Here is a 17,550-nt window from a genome sequence, read left to right on the forward strand (position 1 = left end):
CGCACCATCGAAACCACCTGGCGCGGCATCGGTCAGCTCATCGACGTCTTCACACCACAGGAATGCGCTAACTACTTCAGAAACTCAGGATACGCTTCAGAATGAAGGAATCACGCTCCTAACGACACCACACACCGAGCTGTCACCCCCGGACTCGGTCCGGAGTCCATGGATGAACTGCTCGTGCGCGGGATGGATCCCGGATCACGCCGCTGCGCGGCTGTCCGGGATGAAAGACGGGGCAAAGTCAGCTGGTGGAATGTTGTCGCTTGATAGCAAACGAAGGCGCGAGCACTTCGAGTATGCCGCCGAACATGCGAACTCGAAACAGAACGAGGCGTTTCGCCGCAGCCAGCTTGGCTGGAAAAGGATCAATGCCTGATTCGCAGCGCACGTGCCAGGACTGCTTGTGCCTGCGCATGAGCGCTTCGATTTTTGCCCGGTCGGCCGTTGCATCGAGTGAATGCGTATTGGGGGCCAATTGTCGGCTACGACGTCCGCGTCCAGCGACGCGGTGACGTTGGTATATTTGGCAAAACGGACGACACGCCGCTTGTTCTCCCAGCGACGAAAAAGGGTTACTTCGACCGTTGCCTGCTTGCGGCGGCCATCCGGAGGAAGAATGACGAATCTTTCGATGGTATCGTCATGGGCATCAAATCGCCGCAAACTTTGTGGCGATCTGGCTGGGAGTTGGCGTGGCCATTACCCCTTCGTGATCAGCGTGCCGACGCCTTGTGGGGTGAAGATTTCCAGCAGCATGGAGTGCGGGACGCGGCCGTCGAGGATGACGGCGGCTTCGACGCCGCGCTCGACGGCCATCAGGCAGGTTTCCAATTTCGGGATCATGCCGCCGGAGATCGTGCCATCGGCGGCGAGCGCGCGGACCTGGCTGGCTGTCAAATCGGGGATGAGCTGACCGTTCTTGTCGAGCACGCCCGGTACGTCCGTGAGCGCAAGCAGGCGCGCCGCACCGACCGCGCCGGCAATGGCGCCGGCCGCCGTGTCGGCGTTGATATTGTAGGTCTTGCCGTCGGGGCCGAAGCCGACCGGCGCGATCACCGGGACGATGCCGGCCTGCTCCAGATTGGTGATGATGCGCGGGTTGACCTTGTCCGGCTCGCCGACGAAGCCGAGGTCGACCTGCTTGCCGTCCTTCACCAACTGCGCGGGCTTCGCCAGCAGCAAATTGTCGTCCTTGCCGGAGAGGCCGACCGCGTGGCCGCCCTCGGCATTGATCGCGGCCACGATCTGCTTGTTGATCGAGCCGGTCAGGATCATCTCCACCACTTCCACCGTGGCGGCGTCGGTGACGCGCAAGCCATCGACGAACGTGCTCTCGATGTTGAGCCGCTTCAACATCTGGTTGATCTGCGGTCCGCCGCCATGGACCACGATCGGCAGGATGCCGACCTGGCGCAGCAGCGTGATGTCCTCCGCGAATACGCGCGACAGCTCCGCATCCACCATCGCGTGGCCGCCGAACTTGATGACGAACCGGCGACCGGCATATTTCTGCATGTACGGCAGCGCGTCGGTCAGAGTCCGCGCGGTGCGCAGCCAGTGCTTGGTGTCGGTGTAATTGATCTGAGACATCGCGGTCCCGAACCCCCTCGGAGGAAAAGCGCGGAGACCATGGGGATTCCGCGCCCGGAAATCAAGCGGCCAACTGGACTAGGCCGCGAAAGCCGCGAGCGCCTGGCGCAATTCCGCCACGCCCATTCCGTCCTCCGCGCTGGTGACCGGAATGTCCGGATGGCACGCCGGACGCTTGCCGAGCTTGGCCGCCAGGCGGCTGTGCATCTTCTCGAGCTCCGCCGGCTTCAGCCGGTCGGCCTTGGTCATGACGATCTGGTAGGAGAGGCCCGACTCGTCCATGAGGTCCATCAACGTGTCATCGGCCTCCTTGGTGCCGACTTTCGAATCGACCAGCAGCAGCACGCGCATCAGGTTCGGCCGGCCGCGGATATAGGCGTCGACCAGGCGTGTCCAGCCCTTCACCTTGGATCTGGACACCTGCGCATAGCCATGGCCCGGCAGATCGACCAGCATCAAGTGCCCGCCGAGATCGAAGAAGTTGATCTGCTGCGTGCGACCCGGCGTATTGGAGACGCGTGCCAGATGCTTGCGCCCGGTGAGCGCGTTGAGCAGGCTCGACTTGCCGACGTTGGAGCGGCCGGCGAAGGCGACCTCCGGCAGGCCGGGGGCCGGCAGGATCTCAAGCTTGTCCGCCCCGGCGACGAAGCCGCATTCCTGCGCGAACAGCCAAGCGCCGTCATTCGCCTTCTCGGCCGGCGTCACGATCAGACCTTCATCATCAGGGCTTCACGCCCATGCGCCACATGATGAGGCGCTGCTGCGCGATCGAGAGCGTGTTGTTCCAGGCCCAGTAGATCACCAGTCCCGCCGCAAAAGGCGCCAGCATGAAGGTGAAGACGATGGGCATGAGGCCGAAGATCCTGGCCTGCACCGGGTCCGGCGGCGTCGGGTTGAGGCGCATCTGCAGCCACATGGTGAAGCCCATGATCAACGGCCACACGCCGATCGACAGGATGTGGAACAGCGCGCCCACCAGCGGGATCGCGAACAGCACGTGATAGTCCCAGGGGATCAAGCCGAACAGGTTGAGGATGCTGGTCGGATCGGGCGCCGACAAATCCTTGACCCAGCCGAAGAACGGCGCATGCCGCATCTCGATCGTGACGAGGAGCACCTTGTAGAGCGCGTAGAAGACGGGAATCTGCACCAGGATGGGCAGGCAGCCGGCAGCCGGATTCACCTTCTCGCGCTTGTAGAGCTCCATCATCTCCTGATTGAGCTTGGTGCGGTCGTTGCCGTACTTCTCGCGCAGCTCGGTCATCTTCGGCGCCAGCACCTTCATCTTGCTCATGGAGCGATAGGACTTGTTGGCGAGCGGGTACATCGCCGCCTTTACCAGCACGGTGAGACACAGGATCGCTAGGCCGAAATTGCCGACGAAGCGAAAGATCCGATCCAAGATCAGGAACAGCGGCTTGGTGAGGAACCAGAAGTAACCGAAGTCCACGGCGAAATCGAATTTGGTCAGGTTCAATTGCTCGCCATATGCTTCGAGCATGTTGACGAGCTTTGCACCGGCAAACAGATGCTGGGTGCGCGTCGCGCTGCCGCCCGCAGGGACCTGTTGCTGGGCGGAGGCGAAATCGACCTGATAGAAGTCGCCTTTGGGATCGTAGAAGAGACTGCTGGTCAGGCTCTCATCCTGCGGTGGAATCTGGGTCACCAGCCAGTATTTGTCGCTGATTCCCATCCAGCCACCGGTGGAAGTATAGGTGAACTTTCCCCCGTCCTCGGCCTCGTCCCGTGTATCCCCGTAGCTCTGCTCCCGCAACGTTTCATCGAACACACCGATCGGACCCTCGTGCACCACCCACATTTGAGTGGCATCCTGCGGCGTGCCGTAGCGCACCACGCGTCCATACGGAGCGATTTCGACCGGCGAGCCGGAGGCGTTGGTCACCGCGTCGGTGATGGTGAACATGTAGTCGGCATCGACTTCGAACTTGCGGGTGAAAGTCAGGCCTTGGCCATTATCCCAGGTGAGGGTGATCGGCTTGCCGGGTGCAAGCGCGGTGCCGTCGGCCCGCCACTCCGTGTCCTTGTCCGGTGTGACGATGTCCTTGGACTGACTGAACCAGCCGAAGTCTGCGTAATAGGCGAACTCGGTATCGCGCGGCGACAGCAGGACGATGTTGGGGCTGGTCGGTGCGATCGTCACGCGATAATCCTTCAGCACTAGATCATCGAGCCGAGCGCCCTTGAGATTGATCGAGCCCTTGAGGCGCGGCGTGTCGATCGCGACGCGCGGGCCCTCCTTCAGTGCCTCCTCGCGGCTCACCACCTTTCGCCCTGCGTCCTGCGGCGCAGCCTGCCCCGGCTGCTGCGCGGGTTCCTGTGCTTGTTGCGCTTGCCGGGCCGCCTGCTGCGCTTCGAGCTGCGCCTGCTGCTTCGCCATCTGCGGACCTTGGACGAAGATCGTCCACAGGATGATGATCGCGGCGGACAGGACGATGGCGAGGAGGACGTTCTTGCTGTTTTCCATAGCGCTTCGGAATCTTCGTGTTGGGGGCGCGGCTCCGCGCCGGTCTTAATGGGAATGATGGGCAGCGTGATGACAGTCGCGGGGAGCGGGAACCGGGTCGTAGCCGGAGCCGCCCCAGGGATGACACCGCAGGATCCGTCGCAGCCCGAGCCATGAACCGCGCAGCGCGCCATGCGTCTCAATTGCCTCGATAGCATAAGCGGAGCAACTCGGCGCGTAGCGGCAATTGACTCCGAGCAGCGGCGCAATCGTCCACTGATAAAGCCGGATCGGCACGATCAGCGCGGCGCGGATAAGCCTCATCGCGGCGCCTCCCGATAGAGCTTCAGCCGCTTAAGGCCCGCGACCAGATCGCCGACGAGCGCCTGGTAGTTGCGATCCACCGTCGCCGGCCGCGCGATCAGCACGAAATCGGTACCCGGCTCGGCATGCACGTCCAGCACTTCGTTCGCCACCGCGCGCAGGCGCCGGCGGGCGCGGTTGCGCTGCACTGCGTTGCCGACCTTGCGGCTGGCGGTGAAGCCGACGCGCACGGGTGCGCGCACAACCTTCGGCCGCACGGCACGCGGTGCGTCATCGCTCTCGGTTTCTGGAGAAGGCTGGCGACGGACCTGAAGGATCAATCCGGGGGCGACCCATTTGCGATTTGCCGCCGCCACCTGCAGGAATTCGGCCCGCCGCTTGAGGCGGCCGATCATTGGATCAATGCTCAGGCGCTGAGACGCTTGCGGCCCTGGCGGCGCCGATTGGCGATCACCTTGCGCCCGCCGACCGTCGCCATGCGCGAACGGAAGCCGTGGCGGCGCTTGCGGACGAGCACGCTCGGCTGATAAGTGCGCTTCACGACAAAACTCCCTTGATTTCCAAGTGCTTCGAAAATTGCCGCGGGTGTATAGACATTGTGGTCGCCCAAGTCAATGCGGCTGACTCGCGTCGGGCTCACCGTACGGGCTTGGCTTGCAGCGGGTAAGCCCCTGTTTCCTTTATGCTTTCCAGGACAACGGAGGACCGAATGTTGGCCACTTCCGGCGCCTTCATCAGATGCTCCGACATGAAATCGGAAAAGCGCTTGAGATCGGCCACCACGATCTTGAGCACGTAGTCCGCTTCCCCCGTCAGGGACTGGCATTCGACCACCTCCGGTAGGGCCCGCACCCGCTCGTGGAAGGCCTGCATGGAATCGCCGGCGTGAATTTTGAGGGTCACTAGGCAATAGACGGTGAGGCCGAAACCCAGCTTCTGCCGGCTCAAGACCGCTTGAAAGCGCTTGATATAGCCCTCCTCGATCAGCCGTTGGACCCGGCGAGAGACCTGGGAGGCGGACAGATGCACACGTTCTCCCAGGTCGGAATTTGTGAGGCGCCCATCTTGTTGAAGCTCCGCCAGGAGCTTGAGATCGAAGCCGTCCAGGCCTAATGCATCAACCATGCGTCAACCCCACGAGTTGCGCGCGTTTTGTGTGAATCACGCCGCAAGATCACAGGAGAATACACAAAAACCGCATTGCAAATGCACTAGAATATTCCCAATTGAATCAATGCCATTCAGGAGCTTTCGCAATGGCGGATCATGACTTCAACCCGATGGGCACCCGCGGCTTCGAATTCGTGGAGTTCACGGGACCCGACGTCTCGGCCCTGACGCGGGTGTTCCAGTCCCTGGGCTTCGTGCCCATCGCCATGCACCGGTCCAAGAACGTGACCCTGTTCCGCCAGGGCGGGATCAATTTCATCCTGAACGGCGAGGGCAAGGGCTTCCCCAAGGAATTCCGCGACCAGCACGGCCCGAGCGTCTGCGCCATGGCGATCCGGGTCGACGATGCCGCGAAGGCGATGCGGCGCGCGCAGGAGCTGGGCGCCAAGGCGCTGGTCAACGAGCCGGGGCCAATGGAACTCGTGCTGCCCGGCATCGAGGCGATCGGCGGCAGCCGGATCTTCTTCGTGGACCGGTTCGACCAGCCGGCCTCGATCTACGACATCGACTTCAAGACCATCCCTGGTGCCAACCAGCATCCGGACGGTGTCGGCCTCACAGAAGTCGATCATCTCACCAACAACGTCTATCGCGGCCGGATGGATTACTGGGCGCAGTTCTATGAGCGGCTCTTCAATTTCCGCGAAATCCGCTACTTCGACATCGAAGGCAAGCTGACGGGGCTCAAGTCCCGCGCCATGACCTCGCCCGACGGCAAGATCCGCATCCCGATCAACGAGTCCGCCGACGACAAGTCGCAGATCGAGGAATATCTCCGCGAATACAAGGGCGAGGGTATCCAGCACATCGCGATGTCCACCAACAACATCTATGAGACCGTGCGCCGCCTGCGCGCCAACACCGTGGACCTGATGGCACCGCCGCCCGATACCTACTACGAGATGCTGGCGGAGCGCCTGCCGGGCCATGGTGAGGATGTGGCAATGTTGAAGGAACTCGGCATCCTGCTTGACGGTTCGCCCAGCGGCGGCCTGCTGCTGCAGATCTTCACGCAGACCATGGTAGGCCCGATCTTTTTCGAGATCATCCAGCGCAAGGGTGACGAAGGCTTCGGGGAAGGGAACTTCCGCGCTCTGTTCGAATCGATCGAGCGCGATCAGGTGAAGCGGGGGGTGCTGAAGGATACCGCAGCATGAGCCGCATCGCGAAGAAAAGCAGCGAGCCTTCCTTTACCGTCGCCACCACCAGCCACGAGCTGCGCGGCGATTATTCGAAGGCCGCCGCCGATTTCACCATCCAGCAAGACTGGAGCAAGTACACCGAGGCCGAGCATGCGCTATGGCGCAAGCTCTACCAGCGCCAGGCGGCCCTGATGCCGAGATACGCGGCCGAGCGGGTGCAGCAATCGCTGGATCATCTGGATTTCAGCGGCGCGATCCCGAATCTCGAGGCCGTATCGCGGAAGCTGCAGGCCGCTACCAGCTGGCGGCTGGTCGCCGTGCCGGGCTTCATCCCCGACGCGGCTTTCTTCGCGCATCTGGCGCAGCGGCAGTTCCCGGTCACCATCTGGCTGCGCACGCCGGAGGAGATCGACTATCTGGTCGAGCCCGACATCTTCCATGATTTCTTCGGCCACGTGCCGCTGCTGTTCGATCCGACCTTCGCCGATTTCCTGCAGCTCTATGGCGTGAAGGGCCAGGAGGCCGAGCGCCTCGGCATGACGCAGTATCTCGCGCGGATGTATTGGTACACGGTGGAGTTCGGCCTGATCCGCGAAGGCGGCAAGATCAAGGCTTATGGCGCCGGCATTCTGTCGTCCTTCGCCGAGACGTCGTTCTGCGTCGATGATCCGAGCCCGAACCGCATCGCCTTCGAACTCGAGCGCGTGATGAACACGCTCTACCGGATCGACGATTTCCAGGAGACGTATTTCGTGCTGGAGAGCTACAGCGAGCTCTTCGCCGCCCTCCAGCGCGACCTGCGTCCGATCTACGACCGCGTCAAGGCGCTGCCCGACCACGCGCCCGACGCCGTGCTGTGCGATGACTGTGTCTACTGGCGCGGCACCGGCGCGTGGAAGAAGCGCAAGCGGGCCGGCTGATCCCAACTCTCCGCCGGTCGGCGGCCGCTACGGCTTCGTCGTGGTGATGATCACCGCCGGCATGTCGAACGTGATCGCGCCGTCCGCGCCGACGAACGGCTTTAGCGCCTGCTCGGATTCCCGGAGCAACGTTGCGAACTGATCGTCGTTGAGCACGCCGCCGAGGGTCCACACGCAGGCGCGCTCGGTCGAGACCATGGCATTGATGGACGAAAACCGGACAAGCTCGTTGCGCTGCAGGATCTCGGCATGCCCCAGGCCGGCTTCGTCGCAGATCGCGCGCAGCTTCTTGGGATCGCCCAGCGTGAAGGGCGCGCGGAAAGCATCGGCGATCTCCTTGCCGAACAACTGCTGCAGCAGATCAGCAAAAGCAGCGTAGCCCGGCGAGTTCTCCACCGCATCGCAGACGGCCACTGCCAGCCGCCGGCCCGGACGCAAGACCCGCATCATCTCGCGCAGAGCGCCCGCGCGATCCACGAAGAACATGAGGCCGAACTGGCTGACCGCCGCGTCAAAGCTCGCATCGGGGTAAGGGATCGCTTCGGCCTTGCCCTCGCGCCATTCGATGTCGCTGCTTCTGCGGCGTGCCACCGACAGCATGTCCTGGTTGGGGTCGAGGCCGACGACCCTGCCTTTCGGCCCGGTCCGTTCCTGCGCGGCCCGGGTGAGTGCGCCGGTGCCGCAGGCAACGTCTAGCACGAGATCGCCTGGACCTATCTGCGCAATCTCACAGATGACCGGTCCCCAATGTGCGAACAAAGCGGGGACGAACATCTCATCATAGATTTCCGCGGGCGTGCGAGACTTGTGGGCGATATTCATGGCGGCCCTCCCGGCATCGGTGGATGTATTGCGCCTCGTATTGTAGGCTGGGCCATGGCTCGGACCCATGACCAGGCGTCCGGATCGCTTGCCGGTTCGTCCGCCGCGATGCGACGCTTATCGTCAGAGCGCCCGCCCGGCGTTTCCGCGCCGCTCGGCGCGATCGAGGCGGCGGAGAAGGATCCGCTGTCGGAAGTCCTTCGCACCGTTAAGCTCACCGGAGCCCTGTTCTTCCTGGTCGATGCGACCTCGCCGTGGGGCGTCGAAGTTCCCCATGCGCGCGCCTTCGCTCCCATCATTCTTCCCGGTGCACAGCACGTGGTCTCGTATCACATCGTCCTGCAGGGCTCCGGCTATGCCAGCTTGCCTGGCATGACGCCGGTTCAGTTCGCCGCCGGCGACATCGTCGTAGTCCCCCACGCAGATCCCTACGCGATGCTGAGCACACCGGGTCAGGCGCCGGAAATGACGCCGGAGACCTCGCTCGGGTTCTTTCGCGACATGGCGGCGGGCAAGCTGCCCTTCGTGATCCAGGAAGGCGGCGGCGGGCCGGAGCGGGCGCGCTTCGTGTGCGGCTTTCTGGGGTGCGATGTGCGGCCGTTCAATCCGTTGCTCGGGATGCTCCCGCGACTGCTGCACATGAAACGTCCCTCCGGCACCCCTGACGATCTGCTGGACGGTTTGATCGATCTGACGCTGACGGAGGCACGGGCCCGCAATCCCGGCAGCGAGAGCATCCGCCTGGGGTTGAGCGAGCTCATCTTCATCGAGGTCATTCGCCGTTACGTGGCGACCCGCGGCGCGGACGAGACGGGATGGCTTGCCGGTTTGCGCGATCCGGCGGTCGGCCGCGCGCTGACCCTGCTGCACGAGCATCCGGCCGATGACTGGACGCTGGATGAGCTTGTGAAGCGCGCCGGCGTGTCGCGATCGGTGCTGGCCGATCGGTTCACCCATCTGGTGGGCTACCCGCCCATGCAGTATCTCATGCGTTGGCGCGTGCAGCTCGCCGCGCGGCAGCTTGCTGACGGCACGAAGAAGATCGCTGCCATCGGTCGCGACGTGGGATACCAGTCGGAAGCCGCTTTCAGCCGGACCTTCAAGCGGATCGCGGGCGTTTCACCGGCCGCGTGGCGCAGCCGTCGTTCCGGCTCCTAACGTTTGCTCGACCCTAGTGCGAGATCATGTAGCCAGCGCCCCGGACCGTCCGGATCAGCGGCGTTTCGCCGTCATGATCGACCTTGCGCCGAAGGTAACGGACATAGACGTCGACGACGTTGGTGTAGGTTTCACTGTTGTGCTCCCAGACATTGCTCAGGATGCGACTGCGGCTGAGCACGCGTCCGGCGTTTTCCATCATGAACTGCAGCACGGCGAATTCCTTGGCCGTCAACTCGATCTGACGCGTTCCTCTTCGGGCAGACCGCGTCGCCGCGTCGAGCACCAGATCGCCGACCGACATGACACCGCCGGGATCGCTGTACGGCCGCCGCCTCAGCAGCGCGGCAATGCGCGCCAGGAGCTCGTCGAACGCGAACGGCTTGGTCAAGTAGTCATCCGCCCCGCCGTGCAGCCCTTCGATCTTGTCCTGGACGCTGTCCTTGGCCGTCAGCATGAGGACGAGGCTCTGTTTGTTCTCCCGTCTTAATGTCTTGCAGACCTCGATGCCGCTCACGGTCGGAAGCATCACGTCGAGAATGACGAGCGGGTAGTCGTGGTCATGACAGAGCTGCAGCGCGTCCTCGCCGTTCACGGCCACGTCCACGATGAAGCCTTCGGCCTTCAGGCCGCGCCTCAGGAAGTCGACAATCCGCTCATCATCTTCGACAAGGAGGATCTTGGTCATGAGTCGCTCCGGTGCAGCAGCGGGAGTTCGATCGTCAGTTCGGTGCGTTCGCCGGGGATGCTAGACATCGTGATCGAGCCGCCGTGCTTTTCCGCGATCCACTTGGCGATCGACAGGCCGAGACCGCTGCCGGCCGTCTGGCGATTTTGGCCGCTGCGGACGCGATAGAAACGCTCGAATACATAGGGCAGTTCGTCCGCGGACACGCCGATCCCATGGTCGAGCACGCCGATCACGGCGCGGCCGTTGGCGGCGTCAAGGGATACCTCGACAGCGAGGCTAGCGGGCGAATAGTTGATTGCATTGTCGATGCCGATCAGAGCCGCCTGGCGCAGCCGCTGCGCGTCCGCCTCGACCCAAACCGGATCATCCGGTAGCTTCTCGATGATCGAAATCCTCTTGCCCCTCGCCAGGGCGCTGCCGTCACGGACGGCATCTGCAACGATCCCGCGGAGATCGACGCGCTGCCGGTCGAACGCGACCGTGTCCGATTCCGATCGTACCAGGAACAGCAGGTCATCAATGAGCCGGCCCATCTGTCTTGCCTGCTCCGCGATCCGTGTCAGCGTCTCCCGGTACGCCTGTGGCGAATCGGGCTGCGTGCGCAAGGTGACCTCCGCCTCGCCGCGCAGGATCGTAACCGGCGTCCGCAGTTCGTGGCTCACATCAGCCAGGAACTGCAGCCGCTGGCGATCGAGATAGTTGAGCCGTCGATTGGCAGTCTCGAGCGCCAAGGTGCGTTCGCGCACCTGCTGCTCCAGCTGCGAATGGATGCCGAGCAGCCGCCGTTCCCGGTCCTCGAGGGCCTCGGCCATTTCGTTGAACTGGCGCGCCAGCTGTGCGAACTCGTCGCCATCTCCGCTCGGCACCCGGTATTTCAGGTCACCGCCCCTCAGCGCGCTGACGCCGAAAAGGAGCTGCTTCATCGGACGGGATATGCTGCGGTAGAGCGCAAATCCGGTGACCAGGCTCAAGGCCAGGGCGCAAGCACCGGTGCCGTACAGGAAGGCGACGCGGCCGGCGGCGATATCGGCGATCTCGGAATCGACCGCCTGCACCTCGCTGTCCTCGTCCGCCATCGCCTTGGCCAGGATTTCGGAGAGCTCGTCGACAAACCAGTGCTCCACCTGCTCGTGGAGTTGCTGCGCATCCTGCAGCCTTCCGTCGGCACGCAGCTGCACGATTCGCTGGATCATGTGGTCGATCTCCGCCAGTCCAGCCCGCAGCTCCCCGACCCGCTCGATCTCGTCTGCCTCCTCCGCGCGGTCTCCCAGGCTGACGAACGACAGCTCCTGTTCGGTCTGCCGGTGCAGCTGCGCCAGAGTCGCCTCGACGTCGCTGCGTGACTGCTCGATCTCGCGCATATTGCGCCCGTCCGCAGCCATGAACTTGTCGATCGTGGTCTTGTAGCGGAAGGTCTGGACAGCCAGCATCGTCATCGTCTGGCGCTGGTCGTATGCCAGTTCTGCACGGCCAAGCTGATAGTTGAACCTCTGCGCGACCACCACGGCAATGGCGGCGACGCCGATCACCAGGATCGCATTCAGGGTCTGCGAGACCAGCAGCTTCGTCCTGACGTTCATGGCGCGCTCCACCAGGCGGCGAACTCATTCAAGAACAATACCCCTCTCATGCGAGTTTAATGAATATCCGGCCGTGGCCTCATCTGGCGCGAGTACATCTTGCACGTCCGATGGGGCGCCTCGTCATCATACGTTTGCGTCGGGTCGAGGCGCGCCGTTCGACAGTCGCGAAGACACTTACAAGGAGAGTTCTCCCATGAGTAAGATGACATGGCTTACCACGGCCGCTGTTGGACTGCTTCTCGGCACGGCTGGTGCAGCCCAGGCGCGCCAGAGCGAGCCAGTCGATGGCACGAGCTCGTACCTGACAGGATCCATGCCGGGCGGCACGGCGACGAACCAGCAGGATGGATTCGTCCGCGTTGCGGACGACGATCGCTGGTGGAAGGGCGGAGGCAAGAAGGGTTCGTCCAATTCGAACTCCAACAGCTCATCGAATTCGAATTCCAACAGTTCATCGAATTCCAGCTCGAACAGTTCATCGAACTCGAACTCGAACAGTTCATCGAACTCGAACTCGAACAGTTCATCGAATTCCAACTCGAACAGTTCATCGAATTCCAACTCGAACAGTTCATCGAACTCCAGCTCGAACAGCTCGTCCAATTCCAGCTCGAACAGGAGCGATAAGGACGACTGATCGGACCGCTCGCACGAAGGCGCGGGGACGGCCACGGCCGCTCCCCGCGCTTCGTCTCAGCCGGAGGGGGCTTCCATGATGTTTGCGCGCAAGAGACCGACCATCGAGTTCCTTTGCCGTCCCGAGGACCACGGCGTGCTGCCCCCGCCGGTGCCGGCCAAGGAGGTGATGCCCGAGTGGTTCAAGCGGCTGCCCGCCATCGACAAGGCTCACCTGACGCCGACCAGCAGCGGCCTCACCGTCAAGCGCTGCATGCCCTTCATCGATGCCCTCACGACGGGATGGATATTGCCCCTGGCTGGGGCGGTCCGCCTGGAGATCGTCGATAACGGTGGAACCGTGAATTCCGGCTGGGATTTCGATCGCGTCATGGTCAGCAATCACGCGAGCCACCAAGTGTCGGGCCACCCAATGCAGCCTCGGCCACCCTGCAAGTTTCACAATTATTGGACAATCCGCACCCCGCCGGGCTGGAGCTGCCTGTTCGTGCCGCCGCTCAACCGGCCCAACCCGGTCTTCGAGGTCGTCGCCGGTATCGTCGATACCGATACCTACATGTCGCTCATTCACTTTCCGTTCTTTGCAACCGGCGCAGACGGCATCCACGCGCTGGAGAAGGGGACGCCGCTCGTGCAGGTCATCCCCTTCAAGCGCGCCGATACGCATCTGCCGGGCGAGATCAAGGCCGAGACCAAGGCCGAGGCAGCGATCCGGCAACGGATCTTCCGCAATACCCTGGCCGGGGACGGGTGGTATCGGAAGTTCGCTCGCGCGCCGCGGTGACGGTCCCGCGATGCAGAAGGGCCCGGCGAGCCTAGTCATCGTCGCCGCCTTCACCGCCTTCACCCCCGTCGTCACCGCCGCCCCTGTCACCCCTGTCATCATCTCCCCCGCCATCGTCGCCGCCATCGTCTCCCCCGCCGTCGTCGTCTCCGCCAGTGCCTCTGCCGCCCTGGCTTCCACCGCCAGCAGCTTTGCCGCCAGTGCCTTGACCGCCTGCGCCTTGACCGCCTGTGCCGGATTTGTTGTCGCCATCACGGCCCTTGGGTATGTGGTCATCCTCGATGCTGTCCGAGCCGCGGAACAGCCGCAGGATCCAATCCGCCACATCGCCGTCATCTTCCATCTCGTCATCGGCCTGCTTGTCTTCTTGGGCGAGGGCTTCGCCACTCACGATGAGCAGGCTTGGCGAGGCAGCAAGAAGCGCGCTTGCGACGACAGCTGCAATTCCCTGCAAGCGAACTTTGCCCGAATCCATCGCGGCTCCGACCGCAAACCCATCGCCGCGCGCGGCGCGGCCAAAACGCGATCATAGGAGGCGGATCATGAGCCTACGCAGGGCGCAAGATTAGAGTTTGATGAGAAACGGCAGCTGGCGGGCCCAAGATACGCAGGCAGAGCTGCCCGCCGCGCGGCACTTTCCTAGACCGCCTTCGCAAAGTGCACCAGGAAGCCGCCACCCTTGATCGGCTCCTCGCGTTCGAGCGCGTAGCCGAGCTTCTGATAGAAATCGAGATTGCTGGTGAAGGCCTTGTTGGTATAGAGCCGAACCAGCTTCTTGCCTTGCGCGCGGGCCAGCGCTTCGACGCGCGCGATCAATCGCCGTCCCAGTCCCCTGCGCTGATGGGCAGGCACCACCGCCAGGTTTTCCAGCAGCAGATGATCGGCAGCGGGAATGATCTCAATCAGGCCGACGAGTTCGCCATCCACATAAGCCAGATCGATGACATGCGCCCGCACCGTATGTTCGTAATCGGCGTTCATCGGCTTCGGCCGCCGGCCGATCACCGGCACCCATTTCGCATAGGCGGCGTGGGTCAGCGCGCGGATCGTCTCCGCGTCGCTCTCGTCGGCGCGGCGGAAGACGAGCTCGCTCACAAGATCTCCAGCACCGGCTTGCCCAGCACGTCGAAGCGCGGGGTGATGCCGAGACCGGGCTGATTGGACGCCTTGGCGCGGCCCTTCTCACGCTGCGGCGCGCCTTCCGCGATGGAGCGCGTGACATAGGAGTTGAAATCGGTGGCGGAGAACAGGAACTCCGGCGGCGTCGAGTGGGCCAGGTGCGCGACCGCCGCCGTCACGATGTCGCCGCCCCAGGTATCCTCGATGGTCATCGCGATGCCAAGCGCGACGCACAGGTCGCGGATCTGCCGCGCCCTGGTGAGGCCGCCGACCTTGGAGATCTTGAGGTTGATGACATCCATCGCGCGGTCCTCATACCCGCGCAGCACGGCGGACAAGGAATCGATCACCTCGTCGAGGATGAAGGGCCGCTGCGTGCGCTCGCGGATGGCGCGGCACTCTTCGTACGTCATGCAGGGCTGCTCGATATAGACGTCGATGTCCCTGACCGCGTCGACCACGCGCGTCGCCTGGTGCATCAGCCAGCCGGTATTGGCATCGGCGATCAGCACGTCGCCCGGCTTCAGCTCGCGTGACGTGGCGCGGACGCGCTCGATATCCACGGCCGGATCGCCGCCGACCTTGAGCTGGAACTTGGTGTAGCCCTCGGCGCGGTACTGGTGCACGCGCTTGGCCATGTCCGCCGGACTCTCTTGCGAGATCGCGCGATAGAGCAGGAAATCGTCGCCACAACGCCCGCCGAGCAGGGTCACCACCGGCTGGCCGGTCGCCTTGCCCAGGATGTCCCAGCAGGCGACGTCGACGCCCGATTTGACGTATGGGTGGCCGCGCAGGGCCTGGTCCATGCGCCGGTTGACGACGCCAAGGTCGCGCGGGTCGAGGCCCAGCAGCTTCGGCCCGATCTCCTTGAGGCCGGCGCGCACGCCGGCGGCATAGGCCGGCAGGTAGGCAGGGCCGAGGGGGCAGACCTCGCCATAGCCAGTGATGCCTTGATCGGTCTCGACCGCCACCACGGTCGAATCGAATACCGTGACGACATTGCCGCCGGACCACTTGTAGCTGCCCTCATGTAGCGGCAGGTCGACCTGATAGGCGCGGATGGCGGTGATTTTCATTTGTGCACAGCACCCGGTTCGGGAAGGATGGGCCGGAGAGTGCTGCCGTCGGCGGACCGCTGTCAATCGGCGCGGCCTACCCTTTGAGGATGACGAGATGCGTTGGTATTTGGTTCTGCCTCTGGTCGCGATGGCTGCGGCGCCGATGGCTCGCGCTGCCGTCGCTGCAGACGAGCGGGTGGAGAAACTGTTCTTCGACACGTGTCTGGTGAACGAGGCGAGTTGGATCGGCAAGGACCAGAAGTCGGTCGCCGCCAACTGCGCCTGCAAGGCAAAGACGGAAGTCCGGCTCGCCGACCCCGCCTTCAAGCAGGCCATCGCCAAAAAGCAGCCGTACGACAAGTTTCCCTTCGGCGACCCCACCAATTATCAGAGACAGGTACTGACCGACTGCCCCGCCTTGCGCCCGCTGATGATCGAGGCGATGTGCAACGATCCCGCGGCGCCGCCCGACGCCTGCACCGCGGTGAAGGACATGGTGGATAAGCTGAAGTAAGCAGGGAAGTCTGGGATAGCGCCGCCCCGTAAGGAGATTCCCTCAGAATTTATTCCGATAGACCGTGCTACAATCGATCCGGTTTTGCGAAACCGTGTGCAACGGCGACCAGGGCCGCTTGCGAATTCGTGCCGGTTTTCTGATACGCCTGCTTCAGGTGGAAGCGGACGGTGCCAAGGCCGACATCGAGAGCTGCGGCAATCGCATTCAACTGCACGCCGCTGGCCAGGAGGCATGCGACATCCGCCTCGCGCTGGGTCAGGTGAAAGATGTCGGCCAATGCTTCCTTATCGATCGGAGACGGCGCATCAGGCTCCGTTATCAGCATCGCGACGCCTGTGCTGGACGCGCTCGGACCATCCGGATCGACACGCGACAGCGGCGTGAGCGTGACGCAGAGGGAGGGCCGCTGAAGCTTGAGGCGGATGGCGGCGGGCCTGCTGGTTTTGGTGTTGGCGACGCGCGCAATCGCGGCGCGCCGGCAACGATGTCCTCACCGGCGGGGTCGGCAACGATGTTCTCGTAGGCGGCCAGGGCAACGACATGATGACCGGCGGCGCCGGAAGCGATGTCTTCCGCTACACCAGCGTGCTCGATGGCCACGACCTCATCATTGGGTTCGACGGCAATCCGGTCGGCGGGCAGGACGTGCTCGACCTTGATAAGCTGTTCGACAGCCTGGGCGTTGCCGCGGCAGACCGCGCGGCCCGCGTTTCGATCCTGGACAAGGGCTCTTTGGTCGACGTCTTCGTGGACACCGACGGCAACCTCTTCAACGGCTTCGAGCACACCGTCGCCACGCTCAAGACCTCGGACGTGATCACGGTCGGCCAGGATATCCTGGTCGGGACCTAAGTCGATGCAAATTTTGTTGTCAGATCAATGGGATCGATCCTTTTGGAGAGTCCCAACACTTCGTTAAGCTTTGGCCGCTAGACTGCCGGCCAAATTGATCAGGGACTGGGCATCATGGAAGTCGCCTCGCTCGGAAGCGCCGCACAATCGGCTCTGGAAGGCCTCAAGAGAGCAGAAGAAAAGACCCTGCAGGCGGCGCAGAACATCGCCGAGGGCTCGCTGAACCCGGAGGATGTCGTCTCCCTGTCGCTCGCGGCCCTTGATTTCAAGGCCAACGCCGCGGTCCTCAAGAGCACCAACGAGCAGACCAAGTCGCTGCTCGACATCGTCGCCTAGGCAGGCGGAACCCCGATCATGGACGTCGCAGCGCTCGGTGCAGCCGCAACCCAGGTTTCCACCGCTCAACGCCAGCAGCAGGCCGCGCTCAGCGGAGTGAAGTCGGCGCAGGTGCAAGCCCAGTCGCTGCTCTCCATCCTGACCGCCGCGACCAGCCAGGCGACGCAGACCCAGACGGCCGCGCAGCCGGTCAATTCCTCCGCCGCCACGACCGACGGTACCTCCGCCGACCGCCGCCTGCCGCGCGGCTCGATCGTCAATATTCTCGCCTGATCCCGCTCTCGCTTCGTTTTCCAGGTGTCATCGACGCGATCCCTCCACTAGGATCGCGCCCAGAAGCGCATTGACAATACGGCGCGCGGTACGGATCTGGGGAAT

The 17,550-nt window shown here is 63.5% G+C and carries 23 protein-coding genes and 1 pseudogene; 9 read left to right on the forward strand and 15 right to left on the reverse strand.

Annotated features, from left to right (window positions below):
* Positions 1–247: 247 nt before the first annotated feature.
* The 8 genes from DTX69_RS30270 to DTX69_RS20580 form a co-directional block, all read right to left on the reverse strand.
* Entirely contained in the window at positions 248–481 is a 234-nt protein-coding gene (locus DTX69_RS30270) for a hypothetical protein (RefSeq protein ID WP_162917399.1), read from the reverse strand.
* A gap of 224 nt (positions 482–705) precedes the next feature.
* Positions 706–1,596 carry an acetylglutamate kinase gene (gene argB, locus DTX69_RS20550; RefSeq protein WP_119303439.1) on the reverse strand — a complete coding sequence of 297 codons (891 nt, stop codon included), beginning with the start codon at positions 1,594–1,596 and terminating at the stop codon, positions 706–708.
* A gap of 78 nt (positions 1,597–1,674) precedes the next feature.
* Entirely contained in the window at positions 1,675–2,301 is a 627-nt protein-coding gene (gene yihA, locus DTX69_RS20555; protein ID WP_284735958.1) for a ribosome biogenesis GTP-binding protein YihA/YsxC, read from the reverse strand.
* A gap of 16 nt (positions 2,302–2,317) precedes the next feature.
* On the reverse strand, positions 2,318–4,081 hold the full coding sequence (yidC, locus tag DTX69_RS20560) for a membrane protein insertase YidC (protein ID WP_119303441.1): 1,764 nt from the start codon (positions 4,079–4,081) through the stop codon (positions 2,318–2,320).
* Positions 4,082–4,126: 45 nt separating this feature from the next.
* Positions 4,127–4,384, reverse strand: coding sequence for a membrane protein insertion efficiency factor YidD (gene yidD / locus DTX69_RS20565; RefSeq protein WP_119303442.1), 258 nt, complete (start codon positions 4,382–4,384; stop codon positions 4,127–4,129).
* Positions 4,381–4,779, reverse strand: coding sequence for a ribonuclease P protein component (rnpA, locus tag DTX69_RS20570; protein WP_119303443.1), 399 nt, complete (start codon positions 4,777–4,779; stop codon positions 4,381–4,383). Before rnpA ends, yidD begins: the two co-directional genes overlap by 4 nt.
* Positions 4,780–4,790: 11 nt before the next feature.
* Positions 4,791–4,925 carry a 50S ribosomal protein L34 gene (gene rpmH / locus DTX69_RS20575; protein ID WP_119303444.1) on the reverse strand — a complete coding sequence of 45 codons (135 nt, stop codon included), beginning with the start codon at positions 4,923–4,925 and terminating at the stop codon, positions 4,791–4,793.
* Between the two features lie 95 nt (positions 4,926–5,020).
* The gene (locus DTX69_RS20580) at positions 5,021–5,509 is read right to left on the reverse strand and encodes an Lrp/AsnC family transcriptional regulator (RefSeq protein WP_119303445.1); all 489 of its coding nucleotides are present in this window, start codon (positions 5,507–5,509) and stop codon (positions 5,021–5,023) included.
* 131 nt (positions 5,510–5,640) lie between these two features.
* Here DTX69_RS20580 and hppD point away from each other — a divergent pair, with 131 nt between their 5' ends.
* Complete coding sequence (hppD, locus tag DTX69_RS20585; protein WP_119303446.1) at positions 5,641–6,711, forward strand: 4-hydroxyphenylpyruvate dioxygenase; 1,071 nt, start codon at positions 5,641–5,643, stop codon at positions 6,709–6,711.
* Positions 6,708–7,616 carry a phenylalanine 4-monooxygenase gene (gene phhA / locus DTX69_RS20590; RefSeq protein WP_119303447.1) on the forward strand — a complete coding sequence of 303 codons (909 nt, stop codon included), beginning with the start codon at positions 6,708–6,710 and terminating at the stop codon, positions 7,614–7,616. The genes hppD and phhA overlap by 4 nt, the downstream gene beginning before the upstream one ends.
* Positions 7,617–7,643: 27 nt before the next feature.
* Here the strand turns inward: phhA and DTX69_RS20595 are convergent, their stop codons facing one another.
* Positions 7,644–8,438 carry a methyltransferase domain-containing protein gene (locus DTX69_RS20595; protein ID WP_119303448.1) on the reverse strand — a complete coding sequence of 265 codons (795 nt, stop codon included), beginning with the start codon at positions 8,436–8,438 and terminating at the stop codon, positions 7,644–7,646.
* Positions 8,439–8,492: 54 nt separating this feature from the next.
* Between DTX69_RS20595 and DTX69_RS20600 the strand changes: the two genes are divergently transcribed.
* Positions 8,493–9,596: an AraC family transcriptional regulator gene (locus DTX69_RS20600; RefSeq protein ID WP_284735959.1), complete on the forward strand. Its 1,104-nt coding sequence runs from the start codon at positions 8,493–8,495 to the stop codon at positions 9,594–9,596.
* A gap of 13 nt (positions 9,597–9,609) precedes the next feature.
* On the opposite strand, the gene DTX69_RS20605 is transcribed toward DTX69_RS20600, so the two are convergent.
* The 3 genes from DTX69_RS20605 to DTX69_RS30275 form a co-directional block, all read right to left on the reverse strand.
* A complete protein-coding gene (locus DTX69_RS20605) occupies positions 9,610–10,284 on the reverse strand; it encodes a response regulator transcription factor (protein ID WP_119303450.1) in 675 nt (224 codons plus the stop codon).
* Positions 10,281–11,867, reverse strand: a complete 1,587-nt coding sequence (locus tag DTX69_RS20610) for a sensor histidine kinase (RefSeq protein WP_119303451.1) — start codon at positions 11,865–11,867, stop codon at positions 10,281–10,283. The genes DTX69_RS20605 and DTX69_RS20610 overlap by 4 nt, the downstream gene beginning before the upstream one ends.
* Before the next feature lie 177 nt (positions 11,868–12,044).
* Positions 12,045–12,542, reverse strand: coding sequence for a hypothetical protein (locus tag DTX69_RS30275; protein ID WP_162917400.1), 498 nt, complete (start codon positions 12,540–12,542; stop codon positions 12,045–12,047).
* Positions 12,543–12,582: 40 nt separating this feature from the next.
* Here DTX69_RS30275 and DTX69_RS20620 point away from each other — a divergent pair, with 40 nt between their 5' ends.
* The gene (locus DTX69_RS20620) at positions 12,583–13,290 is read left to right on the forward strand and encodes a DUF6065 family protein (protein WP_162917401.1); all 708 of its coding nucleotides are present in this window, start codon (positions 12,583–12,585) and stop codon (positions 13,288–13,290) included.
* 10 nt (positions 13,291–13,300) lie between these two features.
* A complete protein-coding gene (locus DTX69_RS20625) occupies positions 13,301–13,822 on the forward strand; it encodes a hypothetical protein (RefSeq protein ID WP_119303452.1) in 522 nt (173 codons plus the stop codon).
* 107 nt (positions 13,823–13,929) lie between these two features.
* Here the strand turns inward: DTX69_RS20625 and DTX69_RS20630 are convergent, their stop codons facing one another.
* Both DTX69_RS20630 and DTX69_RS20635 read right to left on the reverse strand, forming a co-directional pair.
* Positions 13,930–14,385 carry a GNAT family N-acetyltransferase gene (locus DTX69_RS20630; protein ID WP_119303453.1) on the reverse strand — a complete coding sequence of 152 codons (456 nt, stop codon included), beginning with the start codon at positions 14,383–14,385 and terminating at the stop codon, positions 13,930–13,932.
* Entirely contained in the window at positions 14,382–15,485 is a 1,104-nt protein-coding gene (locus tag DTX69_RS20635; protein WP_119303454.1) for a cis-3-hydroxy-L-proline dehydratase, read from the reverse strand. Before DTX69_RS20635 ends, DTX69_RS20630 begins: the two co-directional genes overlap by 4 nt.
* A 97-nt stretch (positions 15,486–15,582) precedes the next feature.
* Here DTX69_RS20635 and DTX69_RS20640 point away from each other — a divergent pair, with 97 nt between their 5' ends.
* Positions 15,583–15,981, forward strand: coding sequence for a hypothetical protein (locus tag DTX69_RS20640; protein WP_119303455.1), 399 nt, complete (start codon positions 15,583–15,585; stop codon positions 15,979–15,981).
* 67 nt (positions 15,982–16,048) lie between these two features.
* On the opposite strand, the gene DTX69_RS20645 is transcribed toward DTX69_RS20640, so the two are convergent.
* Positions 16,049–16,261, reverse strand: a complete 213-nt coding sequence (locus DTX69_RS20645; protein ID WP_162917402.1) for a helix-turn-helix domain-containing protein — start codon at positions 16,259–16,261, stop codon at positions 16,049–16,051.
* A 209-nt stretch (positions 16,262–16,470) separates the two neighbouring features.
* Between DTX69_RS20645 and DTX69_RS20650 the strand changes: the two are divergent.
* The 3 genes and pseudogenes from DTX69_RS20650 to DTX69_RS20660 all read left to right on the forward strand — a co-directional run.
* Positions 16,471–16,836 (forward strand): annotated as a pseudogene (locus DTX69_RS20650) (hypothetical protein); the annotation flags it as partial.
* 114 nt (positions 16,837–16,950) lie between these two features.
* Positions 16,951–17,172 (forward strand): hypothetical protein, encoded by a 222-nt coding sequence (locus DTX69_RS20655; protein ID WP_119303457.1) that lies wholly within the window; start codon positions 16,951–16,953, stop codon positions 17,170–17,172.
* An 18-nt stretch (positions 17,173–17,190) separates the two neighbouring features.
* On the forward strand, positions 17,191–17,445 hold the full coding sequence (locus DTX69_RS20660; RefSeq protein WP_119303458.1) for a hypothetical protein: 255 nt from the start codon (positions 17,191–17,193) through the stop codon (positions 17,443–17,445).
* Positions 17,446–17,550 lie beyond the last annotated feature (105 nt).

The organism is Dongia deserti, assembly GCF_003574735.1.
Lineage (GTDB): Bacteria > Pseudomonadota > Alphaproteobacteria > Dongiales > Dongiaceae > Dongia_A > Dongia_A deserti.

Bases quoted from the DNA above. Each gene is read 5' to 3' on its own strand.
- DTX69_RS20610 (WP_119303451.1), bottom strand. From the start codon at position 11,867: ATGAACGTCAGGACGAAGCTGCTGGTCTCGCAGACCCTGAATGCGATC.
- DTX69_RS20605 (WP_119303450.1), bottom strand. From the start codon at position 10,284: ATGACCAAGATCCTCCTTGTCGAAGATGATGAGCGGATTGTCGACTTC.
- DTX69_RS20625 (WP_119303452.1), top strand. From the start codon at position 13,301: ATGCAGAAGGGCCCGGCGAGCCTAGTCATCGTCGCCGCCTTCACCGCC.
- phhA (WP_119303447.1), top strand. From the start codon at position 6,708: ATGAGCCGCATCGCGAAGAAAAGCAGCGAGCCTTCCTTTACCGTCGCC.
- DTX69_RS20620 (WP_162917401.1), top strand. From the start codon at position 12,583: ATGATGTTTGCGCGCAAGAGACCGACCATCGAGTTCCTTTGCCGTCCC.
- DTX69_RS20640 (WP_119303455.1), top strand. From the start codon at position 15,583: ATGCGTTGGTATTTGGTTCTGCCTCTGGTCGCGATGGCTGCGGCGCCG.
- DTX69_RS20580 (WP_119303445.1), bottom strand. From the start codon at position 5,509: ATGGTTGATGCATTAGGCCTGGACGGCTTCGATCTCAAGCTCCTGGCG.
- DTX69_RS20635 (WP_119303454.1), bottom strand. From the start codon at position 15,485: ATGAAAATCACCGCCATCCGCGCCTATCAGGTCGACCTGCCGCTACAT.
- DTX69_RS20660 (WP_119303458.1), top strand. From the start codon at position 17,191: ATGGACGTCGCAGCGCTCGGTGCAGCCGCAACCCAGGTTTCCACCGCT.
- yidC (WP_119303441.1), bottom strand. From the start codon at position 4,081: ATGGAAAACAGCAAGAACGTCCTCCTCGCCATCGTCCTGTCCGCCGCG.
- rnpA (WP_119303443.1), bottom strand. From the start codon at position 4,779: ATGATCGGCCGCCTCAAGCGGCGGGCCGAATTCCTGCAGGTGGCGGCG.
- DTX69_RS20595 (WP_119303448.1), bottom strand. From the start codon at position 8,438: ATGAATATCGCCCACAAGTCTCGCACGCCCGCGGAAATCTATGATGAG.
- argB (WP_119303439.1), bottom strand. From the start codon at position 1,596: ATGTCTCAGATCAATTACACCGACACCAAGCACTGGCTGCGCACCGCG.
- hppD (WP_119303446.1), top strand. From the start codon at position 5,641: ATGGCGGATCATGACTTCAACCCGATGGGCACCCGCGGCTTCGAATTC.
- DTX69_RS20655 (WP_119303457.1), top strand. From the start codon at position 16,951: ATGGAAGTCGCCTCGCTCGGAAGCGCCGCACAATCGGCTCTGGAAGGC.
- DTX69_RS20600 (WP_284735959.1), top strand. From the start codon at position 8,493: ATGGCTCGGACCCATGACCAGGCGTCCGGATCGCTTGCCGGTTCGTCC.
- yidD (WP_119303442.1), bottom strand. From the start codon at position 4,384: ATGAGGCTTATCCGCGCCGCGCTGATCGTGCCGATCCGGCTTTATCAG.